Below are 24,761 nucleotides of genomic sequence, written 5' to 3' on the forward strand. Positions count from 1 at the left end.
CGTTGAACGCCGGGGGTCCACATCACACCACGCGTGCCTCACATCGCGTGTGCATCACTTCGCCGTGCGTGCATGCCCGTCCGACGTGTCGTACGGGTGGTTCGTCGTACCGAGCGTGCGCTGAGCCAGGTCGAGCAAGGGGTGTGAGACGAGCCGGACACAAACATGGCGAGGAGAAGCGCATGTACATCGCGCGTGTCGTCCCATGGTGCAAACCCCGCCACTCGGGGGGTGGGGGCGTGGCCGTCACAAGAGAGGACGTCCGGGTCGGCTGCCGGGTTCCCGGGGCGATCGGAACTGCCCCTGGCCGTCATCGATTACGTACCCAGCATGCCCGAAATGACGCTCCCCGCGGGACTTCACCCCGAGAACACCCCCGTCGAGCACCCTCAGTCGACCGCAATTAGCCGCCACCAGGTGCATTTTTCAGCCAACTTAACAGTTGGCCGGACACCACAAAACCCGTAGGGACAATGCTGGACATCGCCTTACTTGTGCGTGTACATGTGGATGCTACGTGTACCTGTAGATGCACTGATAGCGGCGCAGAATGACATGGGGGTTTGCGATGCTATTCCAAGAAAAGCACCGGTGGGAAAGCCTTCTGTCATGAGCGCCCCGCACCTGCCGAAAGTGGCTGGAATCGATCCCACGGTTCCTGTTTCAACGCACACTGCCGGTTCCCTCCCCGGAGTACCGGCCGCCCCCGGAGCGTTCGTCCAGGACCGGCTGGCCGGCTGGGTCTCCGACCTCACCACGCTGCACGAACTCACCGAACGACTGGCCAGGACCAGCACGCTCGACGATGCCCTGCGCGAACTCCTGGACGCCGGTGCCGCTCTGGTCGGCGCCCGCCGCGGTCTGGTCGTCTTCGAACCGTCCGACCACCGCGGCCCGGTCAGCACCGTCGGTCTGGGGCTCGCCCACGCCGAACTGGGGCACATCGAGACCGTGCCGCGCAGCGCCACCTCCTACGGCCGGATCCTGGAAGGGTTTCCCGACGCCGAAGGAACGCGGACCACCCCCGATCTGCTCGGCGACATCACCCTGGATCCCCGGCACCGCGAGGTGGCCGCCCGGCTCGGATACGCCGCCAGCTACGCCGTGCCGATCGCCGCCGAGGCGACCGGCAGGCTCGGCGCCGCCGTCTGGCTGTACGACGAACCCGCCGAACCGCTGGAACGCCAGCGCCATCTCGTCACCCTCTACGCCGGGTACGCCGGTGAACACCTCGCCAGGCTGCTGGAGCTGGAACGCGCCAGGGCCGATGTCGCCACCGTCGCGGAGGAACTGCTGCCCACCCGCCTGCCCAGGGTCACCGGCGTACAGCTGGCGGCCCGTCACCGCGCGGCGCCGGAGGGCGGCGGCGACTGGTACGACGCGCTGGCGCTGCCGGAGGGCGCCCTCGGCCTCGCCGTGGGCTCGGTGGACGGCTCCGGACCGAGTGCCTTGGCCGCCATGGGGCGGCTGCGCGCCGGACTGCGGGCGTACGCCGTCATGGAGGGCGAGGATCCGGTCGCCGTGCTCTCCGACCTGGAACTGCTGCTGCGGCTCACCGAACCCGCCCGCTCCGCGACCGCCCTCTTCGCCTACTGCGAACCGTCCTGCCGCAAGATCCTGCTGGCCGGTGCGGGCCACACCCCGCCGCTCCTGATCGGCGACGGGCACACCGAGTTCGTCGAGACCTCGGTCTCCGCACCGCTGGGCATGCTCGCCTGCTGGGAGGCGCCCAGCGTGGAGATCGCCCCGGCGCCGGGCGAGACCGTGCTCCTCTACACCGACGGACTGCTGCGCCGCACCGGCGAATCCACGGACCGGGCGTTCGCCCGGCTGCACTCGGCAGCGGCCCGTGTGCCGAAGGCGCTGCGCGACGACGCCTCGGCCGTCGCCGACCACGTACTGCGCACCATGCTGCCGGACGGACTCGACCAGGGCGGCGGCTCGGAGGATGTGGTGGTCCTCGCCGCACGCTTCGACTGACGACCTGAGGAGCAACAGGGAGCGGGCTCCCGACGCCCTGCGACTCCGCCTCCCGCGTCGTCGTCGGTCACCGACGCTCCTTCCCCGAGCTCTCAGCTGCTTTCGAGCAGGGGAGAGCCCATCCGCCTCCCTCGTCCGCCCTGGACTCGAATCCGCACGACGCCGCTCGCCGATCCACTCCCTCTTGCTCCCCAGGCCGTAAGCCGGACGGACCCCGGCGTTCCGGACGAGCCGCACCGTTCCGGACGCGTCCGGAACTCCTACGCCACGATGGGGGACATACAGGACGTACACGACTTGGGACACGTATGCGGCTGGGCGGACGCGCACAGGACGTATACGGTCCGGTCAGGCGGTGTAACAGGCCCTCCGGCCCTGCACCCCGTATCCGTACACCCGTACGATGAATGGGGTCCAATGTCGTATCAAGGAGAGACAAGTCGTGGCTGAGGAGCTCACCCCGGAGAACCCGGAGAACCCGGAGAACCCGGAGAACGAAGCAGAGGAAACGCTCAAGCAGCGGAAGAACGGCCTGTACCCGGGCGTCTCCGACGAGCTCGCCGCGAACATGAAGTCCGGCTGGGCCGACACCGAGCTGCACGGCCTCGAACCGATCCCCCAGGCCGCGCACACCGCCGCCCGCCGCGCCGCGCTCTCCGCGCGCTTCCCGGGTGAGCGACTGGTCATCCCCGCGGGCAACCTGAAGACCCGCTCCAACGACACCGAGTACTCCTTCCGCGCCTCCACCGAGTACGCCTACCTCACCGGTGACCAGACGCAGGACGGTGTCCTCGTCCTGGAGCCGACCGAGGACGGCCACGAGGCGACCATCCACCTGCTGCCGCGCTCCAACCGCGAGAACGGCGAGTTCTGGCTCGACGGCCAGGGCGAGCTGTGGGTCGGCCGCCGCCACTCCCTCACCGAGGCCGAGCAACTGCTGGGCATCCCGGCGAAGGACGTCCGCGAACTCACGGCCGTGCTCGCCGAGGCCACCGGACCGGTCCGCGCCGTACGCGGCCACGACGCCGGCATCGAGGCCGCCCTGACCGACAAGGTCACCGCGGAGCGCGACGAGGAACTGCGCGTCCACCTCTCCGAGGCCCGGCTGGTCAAGGACGCCTTCGAGATCGCCGAGCTGCAGAGGGCCTGCGACGCCACCGCGCGCGGCTTCGAGGACGTCGTGAAGGTCCTCGACAAGGCCGAGGCAACCAGCGAGCGCTACATCGAGGGAACGTTCTTCCTGCGCGCCCGCATCGAGGGCAACGACATCGGCTACGGCTCGATCTGCGCGGCCGGTCCCCACGCGACCACCCTGCACTGGGTGCGCAACGACGGTCCGGTGCGCTCCGGTGAGCTGCTGCTCCTCGACGCCGGGGTGGAGACCAACGATCTCTACACCGCCGATGTGACCCGCACCCTCCCGATCAACGGCACGTTCACGCCGCTCCAGCGGAAGATCTACGACGCGGTGTACGAGGCCCAGGAGGCGGGCATCGCGGCCGTCAAGCCGGGGGCCGCGTACCGCGACTTCCACGACGCCGCGCAGCGCGTGCTCACCGAGAAGCTCGTCGAGTGGGGCCTGCTGGGCGACCTGACCGTGGACAAGGTGCTGGAGCTGGGCCTCCAGCGCCGCTGGACCCTGCACGGCACCGGCCACATGCTCGGCATGGACGTCCACGACTGCGCCGCCGCGCGCACCGAGACGTACGTGAACGGGACGCTGGAGCCGGGCATGTGCCTCACGGTCGAGCCCGGCCTGTACTTCCAGGCCGACGACCTGACCGTCCCCGAGGAGTACCGGGGCATCGGCGTCCGCATCGAGGACGACATCCTCGTCACCGAGGACGGCAACCGGAACCTCTCCGACAAGCTGCCGCGCCGTTCCGACGAGGTCGAGGCGTGGATGGCCCGCCTCAAGGGCTGAGCCCCGCCCCAAGGGCCGAGGGCTGATGTCCCGCTTCGAGGACCGACGTCCGCGTGCTGGAGGGCCGCCCCGCTCAGGACACCATGAGCAGGGCGCCCTCCCGCCATTTGAGGACCTTGTCGAAGCTCACCACGGCGCCGCGGCCGGGGCGGTTGCCGAAGTGGACGTGGTCGGCGAGCTGCTCGATCAGACAGAGCCCCCGGCCGTCCTCGGCGCTGAGCGAGGGGTACGGCCGGCCCCCGTACTGCTGCCCCGACGACCGCGGCGTGCGGCGGGAGGGGAAGCCGGGTCCCGAGTCGGTGACCTCGATACGGCACTTCTCGCCGTCCAGATACGCGGTGACCCGGTACTGACCGGGAGCCTCTGCGGGCCGCTCGTCCCTCGGATCCCACGGGCCCCGGCGCGCGTCCCGCTCCTCGCGCTGTTCCTCCCGCCGTTCTCCGCGCTCTCCGCGTTCGCCCTCTTCTCCCCCCGGAGCGTGCTGTTCCCGTTCCCACCACTCGTACGGAGGCCGGTCTTCCCGGGGACGGTGGTCGCCACCGTGCTCGACGGCGTTCGCACACGCCTCGGTGAGCGCGACCGACAGGTCGAAGGAGATCTCCGGATCCACGCCCGCCGTCTCCATCGTGCCCAGCAGGAAGCGGCGGGCGAGCGGAACGCTCGCAGCCTCGCGCCGCAGATGGAGGGACCACCAGATGCTCATGCTCCAGCCTCCTGGCTGCGGCTCGACATACCACCGGTACGTATTGCCCTGCCGAACCGTTCGTAAGCGCATCCCGGATGTGAGACCGCTCATTCGGCGGATACCAGCACCCCACGCACCCGTGTATGCCGAACCGGCCCCGGAGGACCGGCCGTTGGTCCCGCCGCCGCGCGCCGGCGGCTCGGCCCGCGCGTTCCCCCGGCGGGGTCCGCCGACGGGCCCCGGGACGGTGGGTCGTTCCATGGCCCGGCCCCCTTCCGGCCGGTCGCTCGAAGCCGGGCACGGCGGGTTCCGTCGCACGCGTCGGACGGCCGGTGATGTCCGGGACCTGCCGTTCCCGGGCGCGGGGCGCGATGCGATGATGGGCCCGTCATGTCCATTTCTGTCGCACACGCCGGGGCCGGTGTACGGCTCCTGAGGACCGCGGTGTTCACCGCGGTCTGCGTCGCGCTGTCCGCGGCAGGACATGCCCTGGCATCCTGCGCCTCCGTCCCCTGGTGGACGCTGCTCGCCGGTTTCCTGGGGATCTTCGCGGTGGTCGCGCCGCTCGCCGGGCGCGAGCGCTCGCTGCCGACCATCGCCGCCGCGCTGGCCGGCGGACAGATCGCCCTGCACTCCCTCTTCAGCGTGGGCGCACCCGCCGCGCACCCGGTCGCCTCGGCCGGGAACGACCCGCTGATCCGGCTCGCGGCGGACATCGTGTGCGGCGCGGGTCCGGACCGGCTGAACGCCGCCGAAGCCCGCCGCATCGTCACCACCGCGGGCATCGACCCGGCGTCGGTGACCGTCGGGCACCAGCACCTGGCGCCCGCGCTCGGTTCCCACCAGGACGGGCTCGTCGGGCTGCTGCCCGGTCTTCCCATGCTGCTCGGCCACCTGCTGGCCGCCGTGGCGACCGGCTGGCTGCTGCGGCGCGGCGAGATCGCGCTGTCCGGGCTGGCCCGGCTCTCCGCACACGGCGCGCAGCAGGTCGCGGCCGGGGCCCGGCTGCGCGCCCTGCGCGCGGCGCTCGCGCTCGTGGCCGCCCTGCGCGCCGGACTGCCGGGCTCCCCGACGTCCGGGCCGCGCACCCCCCGTACCGAGGACGACACTCCGCTCCCCGCCGTCGGGGACGTGTTGCAGCACATGGTGATCAGGCGCGGGCCGCCCCCCGCGTACGCCCTCGCAGCCTGACGCGACGCCCCCGGCCGGCCGCCCAGCCACGCGGCCCCGCTCGCCCCCCTGGGTCACCGGGCCGCCCCGGTCACTCGACGCACGCACACCCGGCACACGGCCCCCCGGTTCGTACTGCCGACGTATGCGCGCCGCAAATGGGAAGAGGTGTCGCAACACCGGTGCGCGACCGCGCACCGGGCCACCCTTCCTCTGTGCTTCCGTGGAGTGATTCCCGTCATGAATGTTTCCCGCATCGCCCTGGCAGGCGGCATCGCCGCGTCCACCGTCCTGCTTCTCGCGGGCACCGCCTCCGCGCACGTGTCCGTACAGCCGCTGGGCGAGGCCGCCAAGGGCGGCTACGCGTCGGTCAACATCAAGGTCCCCAACGAGCGCGACAACGCCTCGACGGTCAAGCTCGAAGTCAGCTTCCCGACCGACCACCCGCTGGCCTCGGTCACGCCGCAGGCCGTGCCGGGCTGGGACATCCAGGTCACCAAGAGCAAGCTGCCCAAGCCGCTCGACATGCACGGCAAGAAGATCGGCGAGGCCGTCTCCAAGGTCACCTGGACCGCCAAGGGCGACAAGGACGAGGCCGGTATCCGCCCGGGCTACTTCCAGCAGTTCCCGCTGTCCATCGGCCAGCTCCCCGAGGACGCCGATCAGCTCGTGTTCAAGGCCGTCCAGACGTACGACAACAAGGAAGTCGTCCGCTGGATCGAGGAGCCGAAGGACGGCGCCGCCGAGCCGGAGAGTCCGGCACCGGTCCTCAAGCTGACCGCACCGGCCGGCGACGGCCACGGCGCGGGCGCCGACGACAAGAACGGTGCCGGGTCCGCGCACGAGTCGGACGAGCACACGACGGCCTCCGCCGAGGCGTCCGACGCGTCGAACAGCGACACCACGGCCCGCGTCCTCGGCATCGTCGGGATCGTCGTCGGTGCCGCGGGGGTGGCCTTCGGTGTCCTCGCGGGCCGTCGACGCAACGCCTGACCGGGCAAACCGTCCGGTGCCGGTTCCCACGGTTCCGGATGCCGCGACGCCCGGGGCCCACGATGCGGCCCCCGGTCCACGGTGCCGGGGCGCCCGCCCGGGTGCCGCGGTGATGCGGCGTCCGAGCCAAGGCTCCGTGGCGCCCCCTCCGCCCGCCAGTCCCCCGATCCACCAGTCCCCCGATCCACCAGTCCCCTCGACCCACCAACCCCATCGACCCACCAACCCCATCGACCCACCAGGATTCAGTGCTCCATGCGTAAGAAAACAGTGCTGGCCGCGGCGTTCGTCGCCGCGGCGGCGCTCACCCTGTCCGCCTGCGGCGGCGACGGCACCGCCGCCAAGCAGCCCGTGGCCGACGTCTCCGCCCCGGCCAAGACCAAGGCCGCGACGGTGCTCGACCAGCCGTTCACCAAGCCCGACCTCGTTCTCACCGACACCCACGGGAAGAAGTACGACCTCCGGGAGCAGACGAAGGGCAAGCCGACGCTGATCTACTTCGGCTACACCAACTGCCCCGACGTCTGCCCGCTCATCATGAGCAACATCTCCATCGCCAAGAAGTCCCTCCCCAAGGCCGACCAGGACAACCTCCGGGTCGTCTTCGTGACCACCGACCCGGAACGGGACACCCCCTCCTCGCTGGGCACCTGGCTCAAGTCCCAGGACCCCTCCTTCATCGGCCTCACCGGCGACTTCGCGACCATCCAGGCGGGCGCACGTCAGATCGGCATCGGCATCGACGCGCCGAAGAAGGAGAAGGACGGCACGGTCGTCTCGATGCACGGCTCCCAGGTCATGGCGTTCTCCCCGAAGACCGACAAGGGCTACCTGATCTACAGCGAGGACACCTCGCCCGAGGACTACACCAAGGACCTGCCCAAGATCGTCAAGGGGGAGAACCCGTGAACCGCCGTACCGCCCTCGCCGGAGCCGCCGCCCTCGCCACCGGGCTGGCGCTGACACTGACGGGATGCTCGTCCGCGAATGACGAGCCCGAACTGAAGGTGACCGGCGCGTTCATGCCGCAGCCGGTCGACGACATGGCGGCGGGCTTCCTCGTCGTGAAGAACAGCGGCGGCGCCTCCGACCGGCTCACCTCGGTCACCAGCCCGCTCTCGGACGACGTCTCGATGCACGAGACGAAGAACGGGGCGATGCGCATGGTGAAGTCCTTCGAGGTGCCCGCGGGCGGCCGACTGGACCTGGAACGCGGCGGAAACCACCTCATGTTCATGAAGCTCAAGGAACAGCCCAAGCAGGGCGACAAGGTTTCCGTCGAGCTGCACTTCGAGAAGGCCGACACGATCAAGGTCGACCTTCCCGTGAAGGAGACCACCTACAACCCGAAGAAGCAGTGAGGGACTGACACGTCATGACAGCCACCGCCCCGCACTTCGGACCATCCCCGGCCACCTCCGCGTCACGCCGCCTCCTGGCCGCGGCCGCGCTCCTCACCGCCCTTGTCAGCATGGTGTTCAGCCTGCTGCTGGGCGGCGCGGGCACCGCGTCCGCGCACGCCGCGCTCACCGGGAGCGATCCGCAGGACGGGGCGGTGGTCGACACCGCTCCCCAGGACATCAAGCTCAGCTTCTCCGAGTCCGTCGCACTCGGCGAGGACTCCATCAGGGTCCTGGACCCCAGCGGCAAACGCGCCGACACCGGCACCGCCCCACGTGATCTGATGTGCGGCTCCACCATGGAGTACAGCGTCCCGCTGCGCTCCGGACTGCCCGACGGTACGTACACCGTCGCCTGGCAGGCCGTGTCGGCGGACAGTCACCCCATCTCGGGCGCCTTCACGTTCTCCGTCGGAGCCCCCTCGAAGACCGCCGTCGCCCTCCCCTCGAAGGAGGCCGGCGGCGGCCTCGTCGGTGCCCTCTACGACATCGCGCGCTACGTCGCGTACGCCGGTTTCATCCTGCTGGTCGGCGGCTCCGCCTTCGTGCTGGCCTGCTGGCCGCGCGGTGCGGGCGCGCGGCCCCTGCAGCGCCTGGTCGTACGGGGCTGGATGACGCTCACCGTCGCCACCCTGGTCATGCTGATGCTGCGTAGCCCCTACACCGGCTCGGGGAAGCTCGCGGACGTCTTCGACCTCGACGGACTGAAGGCCGTGCTCGACACGAAGCCCGGGGCGGCGCTCGTCTCCCGGCTGCTGCTGCTCGGAGCGTCCGCCCTCTTCATCGCCGTACTGTTCGGGGCGTACGCACGGACACAGGCGGGGCGCGCGGGCGAGCACGAGCGGAAGGGCCTCACGTTCGGACTGGCCGCGGGCGGGGCGGTGATCGCCGCGGGGATCGCCGCTACCTGGTCGCTCGCCGAGCACGCCTCGGCGGGCCCGCAGCCCGGCATCGCCATGCCGGTCGACCTGCTCCATCTGCTGGCCGTCGCCGTCTGGCTGGGCGGACTGACGGCACTGCTCGTCGCGCTCTACCGGACTCCGGACATCGATGCGGCGGCAGTACGGCACTTCTCCCGTATCGCGTTCGGCAGCGTGCTGGTGCTCACCGCCACCGGGATCTACCAGTCCTGGCGCCAGGTCGGCAGCTGGTCCGCGCTCACCGGCACGGACTACGGACAGCTACTGCTCGTGAAGGTGGGGCTCGTCGCCGTCATGGTCGCGATCGCCTGGAGGTCGCGCCGCTGGACCGCGCGGCTGGTCCTGGGCGGTGCCGGTGCTCACGCCGGTACGGAGCGACGCGACGGCGAGGACGCCGAGGCCGGTACGGAGGAGCAGCGGGACGACGACGGCGCCGGAGCCACCGTCACGGACACCGAGGCCGCCATGACGGACAGCGGTGCGGGAACCGATACCGGTGCCAGCACCGGCACCGGCACCATCGACGCTGACTCCTCGGCGTCCACATCGACGTCGGCATCGGCGTCCACATTGGCGGCCGAGGACCCTGCGCGGACCGCACAGCTCGCCCGGCAGAGGGCCGCCGTGGCCACCGCCGCGAAGAAACGGCTCCGCGACGCCGACCCCGACCGTTCGGGGCTGCGCCGTTCGGTCCTGACCGAGGTCGGCGTCGCCGTCGCGCTCCTGGCCGTGACGACCGTGCTGACCTCGACCGAGCCGGCGCGCACCGAGGAGGAGGCCCGCGGCTCCACGACGGCGGCCGTCTCGGCGACCGAGGGCCCGGTCACCGTGAAGCTGCCGTTCGACACGGGCGGCGAGAACGGCAAGGGGACGGTGCGCATGGACATCGCCCCCGGTCGTACCGGCACCGACGCACTCCACATCTGGGTCGAGGACCCTGGCGGCAAGGCCATGGACGTCCCCGAGTTGAAGGTCGCCTTCACCTTGGAGTCCAAGGGCATCGGCCCGCTTCCCGCCGTCCCCACCCGGTTCGCCGAGGGCCACTGGACCGCGAGCGGCGTCCAGATCCCGATTGCGGGCAACTGGAAGGTTGCCGTGACCGTGCGTACCTCGGACATCGACCAGACGACCGTCGACAAGAACGTGAAGATCGGCTGAGCGGAATCATGAGCGTGAACAACAAGAGCGACAACGGCAGTACAACCGGCAAGAACGACAGGAACAACGGCGGAATCAACGGCAAGAGCGAGAGCAACAGCAACGTCGGGAGCATCGCCACCGGTGGGAACGGCGAGAGCAGTGGCCACGGCGGCCTCTCCCGGCGGCGACTGCTGGGCGGCGTGGGCGCGACCGGCGCCGCCGGCCTGGTGCTGGGGGCGGCCGGCGGCGCGACCGGCTATGCCGCCACCCGGCCCGACGCGCCGACCGCCCTGACCGCGGTCGGGTCCACACAGGTGATGTTTCACGGGAAACACCAACCGGGGATCACCACTCCGCTTCAGGCATGCGGCCATCTCGTCGCCTTCGACCTGGCGCCCGGTACAGGCCGCAAGGAAGCCGCCGCCCTGATGCGCCGCTGGTCGGAGGTGGCTCGACGCCTCATGGCCGGTGAACCCGCGGACGGCGGTGCGGCGGATGGCACGGCCCACGACACCGGAATCTCCCTGGACGCCGGACCGTCGTCGCTGACCATCACCTTCGGCTTCGGACGCACCTTCTTCGACCGCACCGGCCTGGTCGACCACCGCCCGCAGGGGCTCGACCCGCTGCCGCCGTTCTCCAACGACCGCATCGACCCCAAGCAGTCCGACGGCGACCTCTGGGTGCAGATCGGGGCCGACGACGCGCTCGTCGCCTTCCACGCACTGCGCGCCGTGCAGAAGGAGGCCGCCGGATCCACCCGGCTCCGCTGGCAGATGAACGGCTTCAACCGCGCTCCGGGTGCCACCGCACGGCCGATGACCGTCCGCAACCTGATGGGTCAGATCGACGGCACCGGCAATCCCAAGCCCGCCGACGACGACTTCGACCAGCGCGTCTTCGTCCCGGCGACGGGGACGGACGCCCGGTACGACTGGCTGGCAGGCGGTTCGTACGCGGTCGTGCGCCGGATCAGGATGCTGCTCGACGACTGGGAGAAACTCTCGGTGGAACGGCAGGAACGCGTCATAGGGCGGCGCAAGACGGACGGCTCCCCGCTCAGCGGCGGCTCCGAGACCACGCCCATGGACCTCGACAAGGCCGGTCCGGACGGCAGACTCCTGATTCCGGACAACGCGCACTCCCGGATCTCCTCCCCGCAGAAGAACAGTGGCGCGGCCATGCTGAGGCGCCCGTTCTCCTACCACGACGGCATCGCGGCGGACGGGACTCCGGACACCGGAATGCTGTTCATCTGCTGGCAGGCGGATCCGCTTCGCGGGTTCGTGCCGGTGCAGCGCAAGCTGGACCGGGGAGACGCCCTGTCGCCCTTCATCCGGCACGAGTCCAGCGGCCTGTTCGCGGTACCGGGCGGGGCCGCGGACGGCGAGTACGTGGGGCAGCGGCTTCTGGATTCCTGAAACCCCGGCTGGATTCCCGAAACCTCGGCGCGAGGCCGCCGGAAGCCCTCGGACCGACTCCACGAGGGCTTGTGGCCGCCCCCGCGGGAACTCGTGGCCGACGCCGTCGAGCGTGCGGGTCCGGGCGGTCCGACGGGGGCGGACGTCGCCGGGAGGGGCACTAGGGTGACGGTATGTCCGCCACGCGCTACGCCTATCTCGGCCCCGAAGGCACCTTCACCGAGGTCGCCCTCCGTACGCTTCCGGAAGCCGCCACCCGCGAACTCGTGCCGATGGTCTCCGTCCCGGCGGCCCTGGACGCGGTGCGCAGCGGATCTGCCGCTGCGGCGCTCGTGCCGATCGAGAACTCGGTCGAGGGCGGCATCACCACGACACTCGACGAGCTGGCCACCGGCGAGCCACTGATGATCTATCGCGAGGTGCTGCTCTCCATCAGCTTCGCGCTGCTGGTGCGGCCCGGGACCGAGCTGTCCGACGTCAAGTCGGTCACCGCGCATCCGGCCGCGCAGCCGCAGGTGCGCAACTGGATGGCCGCCCATCTCCCGGACGCCGTGTGGGAATCCGCGGCGTCCAACGCGGACGGCGCCCGGCTGGTGCAGGAGGGGCGGTACGACGCCGCCTTCGCCGGTGAGTTCGCGGCGGCGACGTACGGCCTGGAGCCGCTGGTCACCGAGATCCACGACGCGGAGAACGCGCAGACCCGCTTCGTCCTGGTGGGCCGCCCGGCCCGGCCCGCCGCGCCGACGGGTGCGGACAAGACGTCGGTGGTCATCTGGCTGGGCGAGGACCAGCCCGGTGCGTTGCTCGAACTGCTCCAGGAGTTCGCGGTACGCGGAGTGAACCTGATGCTGATCCAGTCGCGGCCGACGGGCGCGGGCATCGGCAACTACTGCTTCGCTGTGGACGCCGAGGGCCACATCGCGGACCGGCGGGTCGGCGAGGCGTTGATGGGCCTGAAGCGGATCTGCCCGAACGTACGGTTCCTCGGGTCGTATCCGCGGGCCGGGGTGGAGCCGAAGGACGTACGGCTGCTGCGGCCCGGAACGTCGGACGCGGAGTTCACCGAGGCAGCCGACTGGCTGGCCCGGAACCTGGACGGCCGGGTCTGACACCACTCCACGGCAGCACCGGAACGGGGCGGGACCCGGACCGCAGGAGTGGGGCCGGGGCCGAGAGCGGAGCCGGGAGCAGGGCCGGGGCGAGGCCGATATCACCAGCCGATTTTCGGTACCCCCACACCACCCAGGAGTTATCCACAGGGACGGTTCTCGACCTGGGGACAAGTCGACATCGGAATGCGACATGATCGACACATCACCCCGATCGACCCGGATGCATCCACAGTCACCCGGCCCGGCCGGGTGACTCACCACCGCCCCGATTCCGGTGATCAGCCCCGCAAAACAAGCAATCCCCACCCGAACGGGCACCCTCGGCAGGTTTGAGCGAAGATTCTGTGCGCCACGGCGTCACTTCCGGAGCGCGCTCCTCCGTCATCCACAGACTTTCCTCACAGCCTGTGGATAACTCGCACAGGGGTCGACACCTGTGGACAAGGAGACCTCAACTCCCGCCCTTCGCGGGGCAGATGCGTCAAGGAAGCAAGCGTCCTTAGCCCTTTTGGGGGAGTAAACTCATTTCGTTGACCGGCCGGATCCGATACCGAACACAATCGGACCGACGCCGAATGCACAATACCCCCGCCATTTATCAATTCTCTCAATTCGGGCAAAATGACACGCTCGGCCATATCGGTTCGAGCTGCGGAAGCGCGCACCGGTAGCCTGGAGAGGTGATTGACCTTCGCCTGCTCCGTGAGGACCCCGACCGTGTTCGCGCCTCCCAGCGCGCCCGTGGAGAGGACGTCGACCTCGTCGACGCCCTTCTCTCCGCCGACGAGCGGCGCAGGTCGTCCGGCGTCCGCTTCGACGAACTCCGTTCCGAGCAGAAATCGCTCGGCAAGCTCATCCCCAAGGCGAAGCCCGAGGAGCGCGCCGAGCTGCTCAAGCGCGCCGAGCAGCTGAAGGCCGACGTCAAGGCGGCCGACGCGGCACAGGACGAGGCGGACGCCGAGGCCAGGAGCCTGATGCTCAAGCTCGGCAACATCGTTCACGAGGACGTGCCGGTCGGCGGCGAGGAGGACTTCGTCGTCCTGGAGACGCACGGCACGATCCGTGACTTCGGGGCCGAGGGCTTCGAGCCCAGGGACCACCTGGAGCTCGGCGAGATGCTGGGCGCCATCGACATGGAGCGCGGCGCCAAGGTCTCGGGATCGCGCTTCTACTACCTGACGGGCATCGGCGCGCTGCTGGAGCTCGCCCTCGTCAACGCGGCGATCGCGCAGGCCACCGAGGCCGGCTTCGTCCCGATGCTGACGCCCGCGCTGGTCCGCCCGCGCGCCATGGAGGGCACCGGCTTCCTCGGCCAGGCCGCGGAGAACGTGTACCACCTGGAGAAGGACGACTTCTACCTGGTCGGCACCTCCGAGGTCCCGCTCGCCGCGTACCACATGGACGAGATCATCGAGGCCGACAAGCTGCCGCTGCGGTACGCGGGCTTCTCGCCGTGCTACCGCCGCGAGGCCGGCACGTACGGCAAGGACACCCGCGGCATCTTCCGCGTCCACCAGTTCGACAAGGTGGAGATGTTCTCGTACGTCGACCCCGCGGACGCCGAGGCCGAGCACCACAGGCTCCTCGACTGGGAGAAGCAGTGGCTCACCGCCCTTGAGCTGCCCTTCCAGGTGATCGACGTCGCCACCGGCGATCTGGGCGCCTCGGCCGCCCGCAAGTTCGACTGCGAGGCGTGGATCCCGACCCAGGGCAAGTACCGCGAGCTGACCTCCGCGTCGAACTGCGACAGCTTCCAGGCGCGCCGTCTGTCCGTCCGGATGCGCGAAACCCGCGACGGCAAGAAGGTCCTCCAGCCGCTGGCCACGCTGAACGGCACGCTCTGCGCCGTGCCACGCACGATCGTGGCGCTCCTGGAGAACCATCAGCTGGCCGACGGTTCGGTACGGGTCCCCGAGGTCCTCCGGCCGTACCTGGGCGGGCGCGAGGTGCTGGAACCGGTCGCCAAGTGACCTTTCCGTACAAACTCGTCGCGACCGACCTCGACGGCACGCTGCTGCGCAACGACGAGACGGTCTCCGAACGCACCCGTGCGGCACTGACCGCGGCCGCCGCGGCCGGTGCCGCACACATCATCGTCACCGGCCGCGGTGTGCCGTGGACCCGGCACATCCTGGACGACCTCGGCTACGAGGGCCTCGCGGTCTGCGGGCAGGGAGCGCAGGTCTACCACGCGGGCGAGCACAGGCTGCTGACCTCGCTGACACTGGACCGCCAGCTCGCCGGGCTCGCGCTGGCCAAGGTCGAGGCCGAGGTCGGCCCGCTGGCGCTGGCGGCGAGCCGCGACGGACTCGACGGCGAAGTGGTGATCGGCCCCGGCTACCGCATCCAGGACGGGCCGCTGCCGTCCGTCGTGACTCAGGACCCGGCCGAGCTGTGGGCCGCCCCGCTGAACAAGGTCTACATCCAGCACCCGCAGCTGGACGACGACACGCTGACGAGGGCCGCGCGAGCGGCCGTCGGCAGTCTGGTGGACGTGGTCATGGCCGGTCCGGGCACGGTGGAGATCCTCCCGCTGGGGCTGAGCAAGGCGACCGGGCTCTCGCTCGCCGCACGCCGCCTGGGCGTGAAGGCCGCGGACACGCTGGCCTTCGGCGACATGCCGAACGACATTCCGATGTTCGCCTGGGCACGGCACGGTGTGGCCATGGCCAACGCGCACGAGGACCTGAAGGCCGTGGCCCAGGAGATGACGGCGTCCAACGAGGACGACGGCATCGCCGTGGTCCTGGAGCGCCTGCTCTAGGGCGTGTTGCGAAAGTCCCGTCCGGCCCGCGACGCCTGGCACGGCGCCTCGCCACGCTGTCGGGATCGTCCACGTACGCCCCGTACGAGAACGACCCTCCGCCTTGCGACGCACCACATCCGACGCCGCACGCTGATCCACCCACGCTGATCCACCAAGGATTACGGGACAGCCCTTGGCAAGCTGCTGCCTTACCACTCGGCCAATCCTCCGGGAGGGCGGCCGCGCGCGAAGGCGCGAAGAAGCCGCCCCGGGCATTCTGCCCCGATCGGCACGGCGGAGTCGTCGGTGACTACTCCGGCGCCGTCTCGGGACCGCCCTGATGGGAACTCGACGGACTCGGACTGTCGGTCATCGTCGCGCTCCTCTCCCGGTCTGTGGCGTACACGCGGGCGTACGGCTTCCGTTGGGCACGTGCACCGTGCCGGGGCTCGGGCCCGCAGGGCCCGGTCCGACATCGCCGCGCCAAACCACTGTGCCGGGGACGGCCCTTGGACGCCACTCGATTTCGGGCAACGCCCAAGGGCCGTGAACGGCCTGCGGATCAGCGCTGCCTGCCCCTGCGGTTCAGCTCCTTCAGCCGGCGGGCGAGACGTCCATCCTGCCGTCGATCCGGACGACGTCCTCGGACAGGTGCCCCAGCCGCACGCTCATGGCACCGACGACCCGATGGGTGAGGTCCAGTCTCCGGTCGAGGCTGTCGAGCCCGTGCGACATCCGGTCGAGGACGGGTCCGAGTTCCTGGAGCGCGCCGCCCGCTCCGGCGACGCAGCTCTCGACCCGGGTGACACGGCGTTCGAGCGAGGCGTAGCCCGCCCGCGGGTCCTGCTCGGCGTCGAGCAGATACATACGTACGGGGCGACTTCTGTGGGCACGGGCATGCCTTCCGATCGTGGAACGGGTGATGGACAGCCCTGTCCCGGGCCTGAGGGCGGAGGACGCCACGGTTGCCACTCACTCGATGACCGACCCGGCGGGTTCTCCCCCACCGGCACCGGCAATCCCCGGTTCACGAACGCTACGACGCCACGGATCCCAGTTGCCTCCACGCATCCCGCATGGCGAAGCGATAACCGTACAGTTACGCGCACGTGTGGCCGAAACACGTCAACCCCCGCCCGCAGGACGAGGGTTGACAAGCGCAGCCGAGGCTCCGCTTCGGGTGCTCGAAGCGTTCGAGCACCCGAAGAAGGAACATGGAACGGGAACGCAGAGGGGGAACGCGCGGAGGCGCCCGGCTCAGGCCGCCCTCACGGGCCCCCGACCGGGCTCACTCCTCCCCGGCCAGTTTCAGCGTGCGCAGCTTCTGACCGGCGTACCAGGTCGCCGCCACCGTGACCGCGACCAGCAGCACGGTCGCGACCGGCAGCCCGACGTCGGAAGTGATCGCACCGTCGCCGCCGACCTTCTCGGCCACCGCGAGGGACCACTGCTGCACGCTGAGCGTGCGCGCCCCCGGCACCAGCGAGCCGAACAGGGCCTCCCACACCAGCGCGTAGACGAGGCCGAAGACCACCGCGTGCCGGCTGACCGTGCCCAGCAGCAGGAACAGCGAGCTGTACGCGATCGAGGCGACCAGTGCCGCGATGGTGTACGCCACCGCGATCTGCTGGCCGTTGCCATTGAGGATCAGGCCGGCGATCAGTGTGGGCAGCGCGGAGAAGACCATGGTGACGGCGATGGAAACGATCAGCTTGGTGCAGATGATCGTCGACCGCTTCACCGGCTTGGCCAGCAGGTAGACGATCGATCCGTCGTCGATCTCGGGGCCGATGGCCCCGGTTCCGGCGATCACACCGATCAGCGGCACCATCGTGGCGATGGCGAAGCCTCCCAGCACGTCCGACGCGACCTGGTCGTCGGCTCCGGCGAACATCCGTACCGCCACGGCGATGGCCACCAGCAGCACCGGCAGGACGAAGAGGATGGCGGCCCGGCGTCGGCCGAGCAGGGCCCGGTAGGTGAGCCGGGCGACTGTGGGGTCGTACATGACGATGCACAGCTCCTTTCAGGCCACTACTCAGGCCGCTACGAGATAGGAGAAGACCGATTCGAGGGACTCGTCGGACGGCGAGACGGTCAGCAGGCGGATTCCGTGCTCGCGTGCCACCTTCGGCAGCAGTTCGGTGAAGCGCCCGAAGTCGACCGCTTGGATGCGCAGGGCCCGCTCGCTCAGGTCCACCTCGATACCGGCCGTCGACGGGTCGGCGATGAGCGCGGCGGCGAGGGCGCGGTCGTCGGTGGAGCGGACGAAATAGCGGTGGGGGCGGTCCGTCATCAGCCGACGGATCTTCCGGAAATCGCCGGATGCCGCGTGCCGTCCCGCCACGATCACCTCGATGTGCGAGGCGAGTTGCTCGACCTCTTCGAGGATGTGGGAGGAGAAGAGCACGGTACGTCCATCGGTCCCCATCCGCCGCAGCAGCTCCATCAGCTGCATCCGCTGACGCGGGTCCATCCCGTTGAACGGTTCGTCCAGGAGCAGCACCGACGGCTCGTGGACCAGGGCGGACGCCATCTTCACGCGCTGGCGCATGCCCTTGCTGTACGTGGAGATCTTCCGGTCCTGCGCGTACTCCATCTCGACCGTGGCCAGCGCCCGACGGGCCTCCGCGTCGCCGAGGCCCTGGAGTTCCGCGTTGGCGACGACGAACTCGCGGCCGGTCAGGAAGTCGTACATCGCCTCCCGCTCCGGGACTATGCCGATCTCCTTGTACACCGCCTCGTTCCGCCAGATCGCCCGTCCGTCGAGCGTGACGGCGCCCGTGGACGGGGCGAGGAAGCCGGCCATCATGTTGATCAGTGTGGACTTGCCCGCGCCATTGGGCCCGAGCAGCCCGGTGACACCCGGCCCCACCGTCATGCTCACGTCGTTGACGGCGACCACGTTGCCGAACCAGCGCGAGGTGTGGTCGATCTCGATGGTGGTCACAGCCCGACCCTCCGGTAGCGGCGCATCAGTACGGCGTACGAGCCGGCGACGAGCGCGAGAACAGCGAACAGATAGACCGCGCCGACCCCGGCCCTGGGGACCGCCCCGCCGGGGAAGGGCGAACCGGCGCCGAGGAACGCGGCCTGCACGCCCCCGATCAGCGTGATCGGGGAGAACAGCCCCAGCCACTCGACGGCGCCCTCGGAACCCGTCTGCCAGGCGATGGCCTGCACCGTGGAGACAGCGCCGTAGGAAATGGTCAGCACGGCGATCACCGCGGCGACGCCGAAGCCGCGGCGCGGTGTGAGTGCCGCCATCACCAGTCCCAGTCCGGCGAAGAGCACGGAGAGCAGCGTCACCGACAGCATCCCTTGTCCGAATCCCTTGGTCTGCTCGACGAAGTCGAACTTCCCCAGCAGCGCGCCCGCGTAGAGGATCACGAGTGGCGCCCCGGTGAGGATGAGCAGCGCGGACGCCATGGCAGCCAGTTTGGCGACGACGTAGTCGACGCGCTCGATCGGTCGGGAGAAGTACAGCGGAACACTTCTGAAACGCAGATCTCTGGAAACCGACTGCGGCGCCTGGGCGGCGACGAACAGGCCGATGACGGCCTGCATGTAGATCGCGAAGGACGTGTACTTCATCTGCAGGGCCGTGCTGCCCGGAATGGAGATGGAGACGGCGACGATGATCGCCGCGACCACGCACATCACGCCGAGGAGAAGCATCGGCAGCACCTTGGACTTGGCGGAACGTCCCAGTCCGAAGGCGCCCCGCAGGGACTGCGAGTACAGCGAGCGGCGCGCGTAGCCGCGGCCGAGCCGGCGGCCGTCGTAGGAGCGGTACCCGATGTTGTGGATACGGGAGGTGTCGCTCCCGCTCACGGCTCCGGTCTGTGTGCTCGTCACGGCCGATCCCCCTCTGCTGCAAGGCCCTTCCGGTCCGCGGCCGCGGCGGGCCCGGACGCGGGCTCGGCCGGCGCCGGCACGGCCGCGGTACCACCCGCGGCCCCTGCGGCGGCGCCGGTCCTGGGCTCCTCCTCGGTGCGGAAGACCTCGGCGATGTGGTGGCGTCGCTGTTCCATCCGTACGAGGCCGAGCCCGAGCGCGGCGACGCTGTCGCGCACGATGTCGTACGTCTCCTCGCTGGTGGCCTCGACCAGCAGGATGTGGCCCGCGCCGGGCAGCCCCTGTCCGTCCAGACCGTCCTGACCCACGAGACCGACGCCGGCCCGGACGAGGGCCCGGCGCAGCGCGGCCGTGCCGTCCGGATGGGTGTCGGTGTCGGTGACCTCGACCGCGAGGGTCGTGGTGGTCTGGGTGAAGTCGCTGGTGGAGCTGGAGCGCAACAGAGAGCCGCCGTCGATGACGACGACGTGGTCACAGGTGCGTTCCAGCTCGCCCAGGAGGTGCGAGGTGACCAGGACCGAGATGCCGAAGTCGGTGTGGACGCGGCGGATCAGCCCGAGCATCTCGTCGCGGCCGACCGGGTCCAGACCGTTGGTGGGCTCGTCGAGCAGAACCAGCCGCGGGTCGTGCACGAGTGCCTGGGCCAGCTTCACTCGCTGCTTCATGCCCGTCGAGTAGCCGCCGATGGGGCGGTAGCGCTCCTCGTACAGGCCGACGTGGCGCAGGGTGTCCGCCGTGCGCTCACGCGCGGCGGTGGGCGGCAGACCGGACATCCGCGCCATGTGGACGACGAACTCGGTGGCCGAGACGTCCGGCGGCAGGCAGTCGTGCTCGGGCATGTATCCGACCCGCTCCCGGATGGCGGCGCCGTCGGTGGCGACATCGAGACCGAGCACCGTGGCCCGGCCCTCGGTGGCGGGGGACAGACCCAGCAGGATCTTGATCAATGTGGATTTGCCGGCTCCGTTGGAACCCACCAGGCCGGTCACGCCGGGTCCGATGTCCAGGGAGAGCCGGTCGAGCGCGGTCACCCGTGGGAACCGCTTGCTCAGGCTTTCGGTCGCGATGACAGTCACGGCTCCGACGGTAGTGGCGCGGGCCACACCGCACATCAGCCCTGGGGTTGGACAACGCCTCAGACTCCAGGTGTACGGGCCCGTAGGGGGACCACCGCCCGGAGGGGGATCCGGGGCCGCGACGGGCGCCCGTGGTTTTCCACAGGTCTCCGCAGACCTCTTGACGTAGCCGCGGGGCATTGTCACATTCATCAGTGTCACGTTACGGACACGTACCGCACACAGCGGGGAACGGACGGTGGCATGACTTCGGCGGTGAAGGACGAACGAGCCCCGGAACTACGGGGTTTCGCGGAGGTGCAGCGTCTCGCGTACGCCTGCGCCGAGGCGGTCGCCGGACGGCTCGTGCCGGGGGTGACCGAGCGCGAGGCGGCCAGGATGCAGCGCGACTGGCTGCGCGAGCGCGGGGTCCGGGACTGGTTCCACCTCCCGTTCGCCTGGTTCGGGGACCGGACGGCGTTCGTCGGTTTCAAGGTGCCCCTGCAGTTCTTCCCGACCGACCGGCGGCTGGAGCCGGGGATACCGTTCATCCTCGGCACGGCACCGGTGTACAAGGGGTTCACGGCGGACATCGGGTATTCCGGCTGCCTCGGGCCCAATTCCCTGCACGACAAGCTCCTCGCCGATCTGGAGACGCACCGCGAGCTGATCCTGCGCGAGGTGCGGGAGCGGCGTCCGCTGCGCGAGATCCACGAGGACGTCGACCGGCTGATGGTCAAGCAGGGGTACGCAAACCGGCATCGCGCGTATCTCCTCGGCGTCATCGCCCACAAGATCGACCGTGTTCCCGAACGCCGTTGGTCCCCGCGTGTGTTCGGCTTCGGCGCCCAGTCCCTCAAGGGGTGGCTGAGCGACGCGCTGCACGGCCACCGGGAGGGCTGGTCACCGCTGTGGAGCCCGTACCGCTTCTCCGGCCACCCGCCGCGGCCGGGGCTGCGGACGGTCGAACCCCGCCTCGCATTCCGGGGTACGGGCGCCAAGTTCGAGGAGATCCTGGTGGTCACCGACTCCAAGGATCCCGAACAGAGCGCTTCTGGCTGGACGACGATCTGCCGCATGTGCGGCGCTGGGCCGAGGAGAGGGTGGCGGCATGAGTCCGCAGGGTCTGACGGGGGCGCGGGAGCGCCGGGTCCGCACGGGCGGAATCGAGCTGTGCGTGGCCGAGTTGGGCGACGACAAGCGGCCGACGATCGTCCTCGTCCACGGCTATCCGGACAGCAAGGAGGTCTGGGCGGATGTGGCGCGACAGCTGGCCGGACAGTGGCACGTGGTGCTGTACGACGTGCGCGGTCACGGCCGGTCCACCGCGCCCAGGCCGCTGCGCGGCGGCTTCACCCTGGAGAAGCTGACCGACGACTTCCTGGCCGTCGCCGACGCGGTGAGCCCGGACCGGCCGGTCCATCTGGTCGGGCACGACTGGGGTTCGGTCCAGTCCTGGGAGTTCGTCACGGTCAAGCGCACCGAGGGCCGGATCGCCTCGTTCACCTCGATGTCCGGGCCCTCGCTGGACCACTTCGGGCACTGGATCAAGCAGCGGATGACGCGGCCCACCCCGCGCCGGGTGGGACAGCTGCTCGGCCAGGGGGCCAAGTCCTGGTACGTCTACATGCTGCACACCCCGGTCCTGCCCGAGCTCGCCTGGCGCGGTCCGCTCGGCAAACGGTGGCCGGAACTCCTGCGACGTCTGGAGAAGGTGCCCACGGACGGCTACCCGACGTCCTCCCTGCCCGACGTCGCGGCGCACGGCGCCTGGCCCGCTTCAGTCCCGGCGCGCTGCGCGGGATCGCCCGTCTGACGCCGCCGCTGTGACCGGCGCCGGGCAGTCGCCGTCCGCGGCGGCGGAGCGGTCCGCCGCCGAGTACCGGATCGAGGACCTGGCCCATGCCAGCGGAACCACGGTCCGCACGATCCGCGCCTACCAGGACCGCGGACTGCTGCCGACGCCGGAGCGACGCGGCCGGGCCAATGTGTACCGGGACAGCCACCTGGCCCGGCTCCAGCAGATCGCGGACCTGCTGGACCGCGGTTACACCCTGGCGAGCATCAAGGAGCTGCTGGACGCCTGGGAAGCCGGCCGCGGTCTGGGCGGTGTGCTCGGTCTCGTCGCCGAGGTGCACGGCCCCTGGACGGACGAGCGGGCCGGCCGGATCACGCGGGCCGAGCTGGACGCCCGGTTCGGCGGCAGCCCGGACGACGAGGCGGTCGCCGCGGCGGTGGACCTAGGCGTGCTGGAACGCGTCCCGGGGCGCGACGACGAATTCCTGGTCCCCAGTCCGCAGGAGCTCGCCGTGGCGGTGGAGTTGCACGTGGCCGGTGTTCCGCTGCGCGCTATCTCCGCGCACCTGCGGGAGCTTCGAGGACAGGTGGAGGAAATAGCGGAGCGTTTCCTGGAGTTCACCGACGAATACGCCTTCGCGCGCTACGTGGGCCATCATCTGCCCACCGAGGCGGACGCGACGGACGCCGCCCCCGTGGTGCGCCGACTGCGCCCACTCGCCCAGCAGACGGTGGAAGCGGAACTCGCCCGTGCCATGCGGACGTTCGCCACGCTTCACCTACGTCATCACCTGAGCACGCACACGGCTCCAGCCCCCGGCTCCTCGGCACCCGAAACGACGCCGGTACCCGTTCCCAGGGAGACAATCCGCCGTGTTCGGAGGCTTGTTGGGACCGACAACGTCTCCGCATTCGTCACGGCAGCCACCGAACGAGAGGTGCAGGCACGGACATTGGACGCACTAATCTCACCCGATGACACAACAGGGCAGGTTGATCAAATCACCTGATTCTACAGCTGACTTGTCCACAGAATGCTCAATACCCCTGTGCGTAAACCGAGTTGGCTGTGGATCAAACCTGAGAGGGAAAAATTACCGAAGCAAACAAAATTGCTTCAGTGAATCACTATGAAATGCGGATGCGCACCGGAAACAGCCCGGGCAGGCTGAGGACATGGAAGAAAAACGCACCGTGAAGGTGTCCAAATATCTCTCGAAACACCTGCGACATCGACCGGAACGAATCGGAATCACGCTCGACGCCCACGGATGGGTGCCGATCGACGAGCTGCTGCGCGCCACGGCCCGCCACGGCTTCTCCCTCACCCGTGCCGAGCTCGACCATGTCGTGGCCGTCAACGACAAGCAGCGCTTCGTCGTCGAGAACGGTCGCATCCGCGCCAGCCAGGGCCACACCGTCCCCGTGGACCTCGGCCTGCCGCCGTCCGAGCCGCCCGCGTACCTCTACCACGGCACCGTGGGCCGTGCGCTGGACGCGATCCGCGGCGAGGGCCTGCGCCCCATGGACCGCACCCACGTCCATCTCTCGCCCGACCGCGAGACGGCGACCAGGGTCGGAGCACGCCGCGGTCGTCCGGTCGTCCTGTCCGTGGACGCCGGCGCGATGCACCGCGCGGGCCACACCTTCTACGTCAGCGCCAACGGCGTCTGGCTCACCGCCGCCGTGCCGCCCTCGTTCCTGCGCCTGCGCGGCTGAACCCGGGGGGCGTCGCCCGGGTCGTGCGGGGCGGGCGACGGGGAACGCGAGACCCCAAGGACGTAGGGAGCCGTCCCCGGGGCGGGGCGGACGAGTGCGGGCACTGCCGTTCGTCCCCGCCGTTCGGTGACGTAAGGGCCGGCGAGGACGCGCAGATCAGCCGAGCTGCACCAGGCCCTCGGTGGCGATGCGCTCGAAGACCTTCTCGTCCGCGGCGAAGTCGGAGTCGGGAATCGGCCAGTGGATCACGATCTCGGTGAAGCCGAGGTCGCGGTGGCGTCCCGCGAAGTCCACGAAGGCGTCCACGGACTCCAGCGGGCGGCCCCGGTCCGGGGTGAAGCCGGCCAGCAGGACCTTGTCGAGCTCGGCCGCGTCCCGGCCGGCCTCCGCGCACGCCTTGCCCAGCTTCTCGGCCTGCACGCGCAGGGCCTCCACCGACTGCTCCGGGGTCCCCTCCTCGTACAGCTTCGGGTCGCCGGTCGTCACCCACGCCTGCCCGTACCGCGCCGCGAGCCTCAGCCCGCGCGGCCCGGTCGCGGCGACCGCGAACGGGAGCCGGGGGCGCTGGACGCAGCCGGGGATGGTGCGGGCCTCGTTCGCGGAGTAGTGCGTGCCCTGGTGGGTGACCGCGTCCTCGGTGAGCAGCCGGTCGAGCAGAGGGAGGAACTCGCCGAACCGGTCCGCGCGCTCCTTCGGCGTCCACGCCTCCTGTCCGAGTGCGGTGGCGTCGAAGCCACTGCCGCCCGCCCCGATGCCGAGCGTGATCCGGCCGCCGGAGATGTCGTCGAGCGAGATCAGCTCCTTGGCCAGGGTCACCGGATGCCTGAAGTTGGGCGAGCCC

Annotated in this window: 18 protein-coding genes and 4 pseudogenes; 15 read left to right on the forward strand and 7 right to left on the reverse strand. The window is 70.2% G+C overall.

The features are described 5' to 3' along the window. Nucleotides 1-609 precede the first annotated feature (609 nt). Complete coding sequence (locus ACFYXM_RS05830) at nucleotides 610-1,980, forward strand: PP2C family protein-serine/threonine phosphatase (protein WP_389287214.1); 1,371 nt, start codon at nucleotides 610-612, stop codon at nucleotides 1,978-1,980. 442 nt (nucleotides 1,981-2,422) lie between these two features. After that, nucleotides 2,423-3,904: an aminopeptidase P family protein gene (locus ACFYXM_RS05835; RefSeq protein ID WP_389287216.1), complete on the forward strand. Its 1,482-nt coding sequence runs from the start codon at nucleotides 2,423-2,425 to the stop codon at nucleotides 3,902-3,904. Between the two features lie 73 nt (nucleotides 3,905-3,977). Here the strand turns inward: ACFYXM_RS05835 and ACFYXM_RS05840 are convergent, their stop codons facing one another. Continuing rightward, nucleotides 3,978-4,607 (reverse strand): ATP-binding protein, encoded by a 630-nt coding sequence (locus ACFYXM_RS05840; protein WP_389287218.1) that lies wholly within the window; start codon nucleotides 4,605-4,607, stop codon nucleotides 3,978-3,980. A gap of 372 nt (nucleotides 4,608-4,979) precedes the next feature. On the opposite strand from ACFYXM_RS05840, the gene ACFYXM_RS05845 reads away from it, so the two are divergent. From ACFYXM_RS05845 to ACFYXM_RS05885, 9 genes are all read left to right on the forward strand, one after another. Next, nucleotides 4,980-5,780, forward strand: a complete 801-nt coding sequence (locus ACFYXM_RS05845) for a hypothetical protein (RefSeq protein ID WP_389287220.1) — start codon at nucleotides 4,980-4,982, stop codon at nucleotides 5,778-5,780. A 219-nt stretch (nucleotides 5,781-5,999) separates the two neighbouring features. After that, nucleotides 6,000-6,752, forward strand: coding sequence for a YcnI family protein (locus ACFYXM_RS05850; RefSeq protein WP_389287222.1), 753 nt, complete (start codon nucleotides 6,000-6,002; stop codon nucleotides 6,750-6,752). A 255-nt stretch (nucleotides 6,753-7,007) separates the two neighbouring features. After that, entirely contained in the window at nucleotides 7,008-7,661 is a 654-nt protein-coding gene (locus tag ACFYXM_RS05855) for an SCO family protein (protein ID WP_389287224.1), read from the forward strand. Continuing rightward, nucleotides 7,658-8,113, forward strand: a complete 456-nt coding sequence (locus tag ACFYXM_RS05860) for a copper chaperone PCu(A)C (RefSeq protein ID WP_389287226.1) — start codon at nucleotides 7,658-7,660, stop codon at nucleotides 8,111-8,113. The genes ACFYXM_RS05855 and ACFYXM_RS05860 overlap by 4 nt, the downstream gene beginning before the upstream one ends. 14 nt (nucleotides 8,114-8,127) lie before the next feature. Further along, a complete protein-coding gene (locus tag ACFYXM_RS05865) occupies nucleotides 8,128-10,230 on the forward strand; it encodes a copper resistance CopC/CopD family protein (protein WP_389287228.1) in 2,103 nt (700 codons plus the stop codon). 74 nt (nucleotides 10,231-10,304) lie between these two features. Then, nucleotides 10,305-11,633, forward strand: coding sequence for an iron uptake transporter deferrochelatase/peroxidase subunit (gene efeB / locus ACFYXM_RS05870; protein ID WP_389287700.1), 1,329 nt, complete (start codon nucleotides 10,305-10,307; stop codon nucleotides 11,631-11,633). A 173-nt stretch (nucleotides 11,634-11,806) separates the two neighbouring features. Continuing rightward, complete coding sequence (pheA, locus tag ACFYXM_RS05875; RefSeq protein WP_389287230.1) at nucleotides 11,807-12,742, forward strand: prephenate dehydratase; 936 nt, start codon at nucleotides 11,807-11,809, stop codon at nucleotides 12,740-12,742. 683 nt (nucleotides 12,743-13,425) lie between these two features. After that, on the forward strand, nucleotides 13,426-14,715 hold the full coding sequence (gene serS, locus ACFYXM_RS05880; protein ID WP_389287233.1) for a serine--tRNA ligase: 1,290 nt from the start codon (nucleotides 13,426-13,428) through the stop codon (nucleotides 14,713-14,715). After that, complete coding sequence (locus ACFYXM_RS05885; RefSeq protein WP_389287235.1) at nucleotides 14,712-15,509, forward strand: HAD family hydrolase; 798 nt, start codon at nucleotides 14,712-14,714, stop codon at nucleotides 15,507-15,509. Before serS ends, ACFYXM_RS05885 begins: the two co-directional genes overlap by 4 nt. A gap of 544 nt (nucleotides 15,510-16,053) precedes the next feature. On the opposite strand, the pseudogene ACFYXM_RS05890 reads toward ACFYXM_RS05885, so the two are convergent. From ACFYXM_RS05890 to ACFYXM_RS05910, 5 genes and pseudogenes are all read right to left on the reverse strand, one after another. Continuing rightward, nucleotides 16,054-16,373 (reverse strand): annotated as a pseudogene (locus ACFYXM_RS05890) (hypothetical protein); the annotation flags it as partial. A gap of 406 nt (nucleotides 16,374-16,779) precedes the next feature. Next, nucleotides 16,780-17,499 carry an ABC transporter permease gene (locus tag ACFYXM_RS05895; RefSeq protein ID WP_389287237.1) on the reverse strand — a complete coding sequence of 240 codons (720 nt, stop codon included), beginning with the start codon at nucleotides 17,497-17,499 and terminating at the stop codon, nucleotides 16,780-16,782. Nucleotides 17,500-17,529: 30 nt separating this feature from the next. Beyond that, nucleotides 17,530-18,441 carry an ABC transporter ATP-binding protein gene (locus ACFYXM_RS05900; protein ID WP_389287239.1) on the reverse strand — a complete coding sequence of 304 codons (912 nt, stop codon included), beginning with the start codon at nucleotides 18,439-18,441 and terminating at the stop codon, nucleotides 17,530-17,532. Continuing rightward, the gene (locus tag ACFYXM_RS05905) at nucleotides 18,438-19,349 is read right to left on the reverse strand and encodes an ABC transporter permease (protein WP_389287241.1); all 912 of its coding nucleotides are present in this window, start codon (nucleotides 19,347-19,349) and stop codon (nucleotides 18,438-18,440) included. The genes ACFYXM_RS05900 and ACFYXM_RS05905 overlap by 4 nt, the downstream gene beginning before the upstream one ends. Further along, complete coding sequence (locus ACFYXM_RS05910; RefSeq protein WP_389287243.1) at nucleotides 19,346-20,461, reverse strand: ABC transporter ATP-binding protein; 1,116 nt, start codon at nucleotides 20,459-20,461, stop codon at nucleotides 19,346-19,348. The genes ACFYXM_RS05905 and ACFYXM_RS05910 overlap by 4 nt, the downstream gene beginning before the upstream one ends. A gap of 207 nt (nucleotides 20,462-20,668) precedes the next feature. Between ACFYXM_RS05910 and ACFYXM_RS05915 the strand changes: the two are divergent. From ACFYXM_RS05915 to ACFYXM_RS05930, 4 genes and pseudogenes are all read left to right on the forward strand, one after another. Next, a pseudogene (locus ACFYXM_RS05915) lies at nucleotides 20,669-21,519 on the forward strand (M24 family metallopeptidase). Further along, nucleotides 21,516-22,178 (forward strand): annotated as a pseudogene (locus ACFYXM_RS05920) (alpha/beta fold hydrolase); the annotation flags it as partial. The pseudogenes ACFYXM_RS05915 and ACFYXM_RS05920, both read left to right, overlap by 4 nt. 52 nt (nucleotides 22,179-22,230) lie before the next feature. Beyond that, nucleotides 22,231-23,211 carry a MerR family transcriptional regulator gene (locus ACFYXM_RS05925; RefSeq protein WP_389287245.1) on the forward strand — a complete coding sequence of 327 codons (981 nt, stop codon included), beginning with the start codon at nucleotides 22,231-22,233 and terminating at the stop codon, nucleotides 23,209-23,211. A 166-nt stretch (nucleotides 23,212-23,377) separates the two neighbouring features. Then, entirely contained in the window at nucleotides 23,378-23,920 is a 543-nt protein-coding gene (locus ACFYXM_RS05930; protein ID WP_389287247.1) for an RNA 2'-phosphotransferase, read from the forward strand. Nucleotides 23,921-24,076: 156 nt separating this feature from the next. Here ACFYXM_RS05930 and ACFYXM_RS05935 read toward each other — a convergent pair. Continuing rightward, a pseudogene (locus tag ACFYXM_RS05935) lies at nucleotides 24,077-24,757 on the reverse strand (LLM class flavin-dependent oxidoreductase); the annotation flags it as partial. Nucleotides 24,758-24,761 lie beyond the last annotated feature (4 nt).

The sequence above is a fragment of the Streptomyces sp. NPDC002476 genome, assembly GCF_042889785.1.
Taxonomy (GTDB): Bacteria; Actinomycetota; Actinomycetes; order Streptomycetales; family Streptomycetaceae; genus Streptomyces.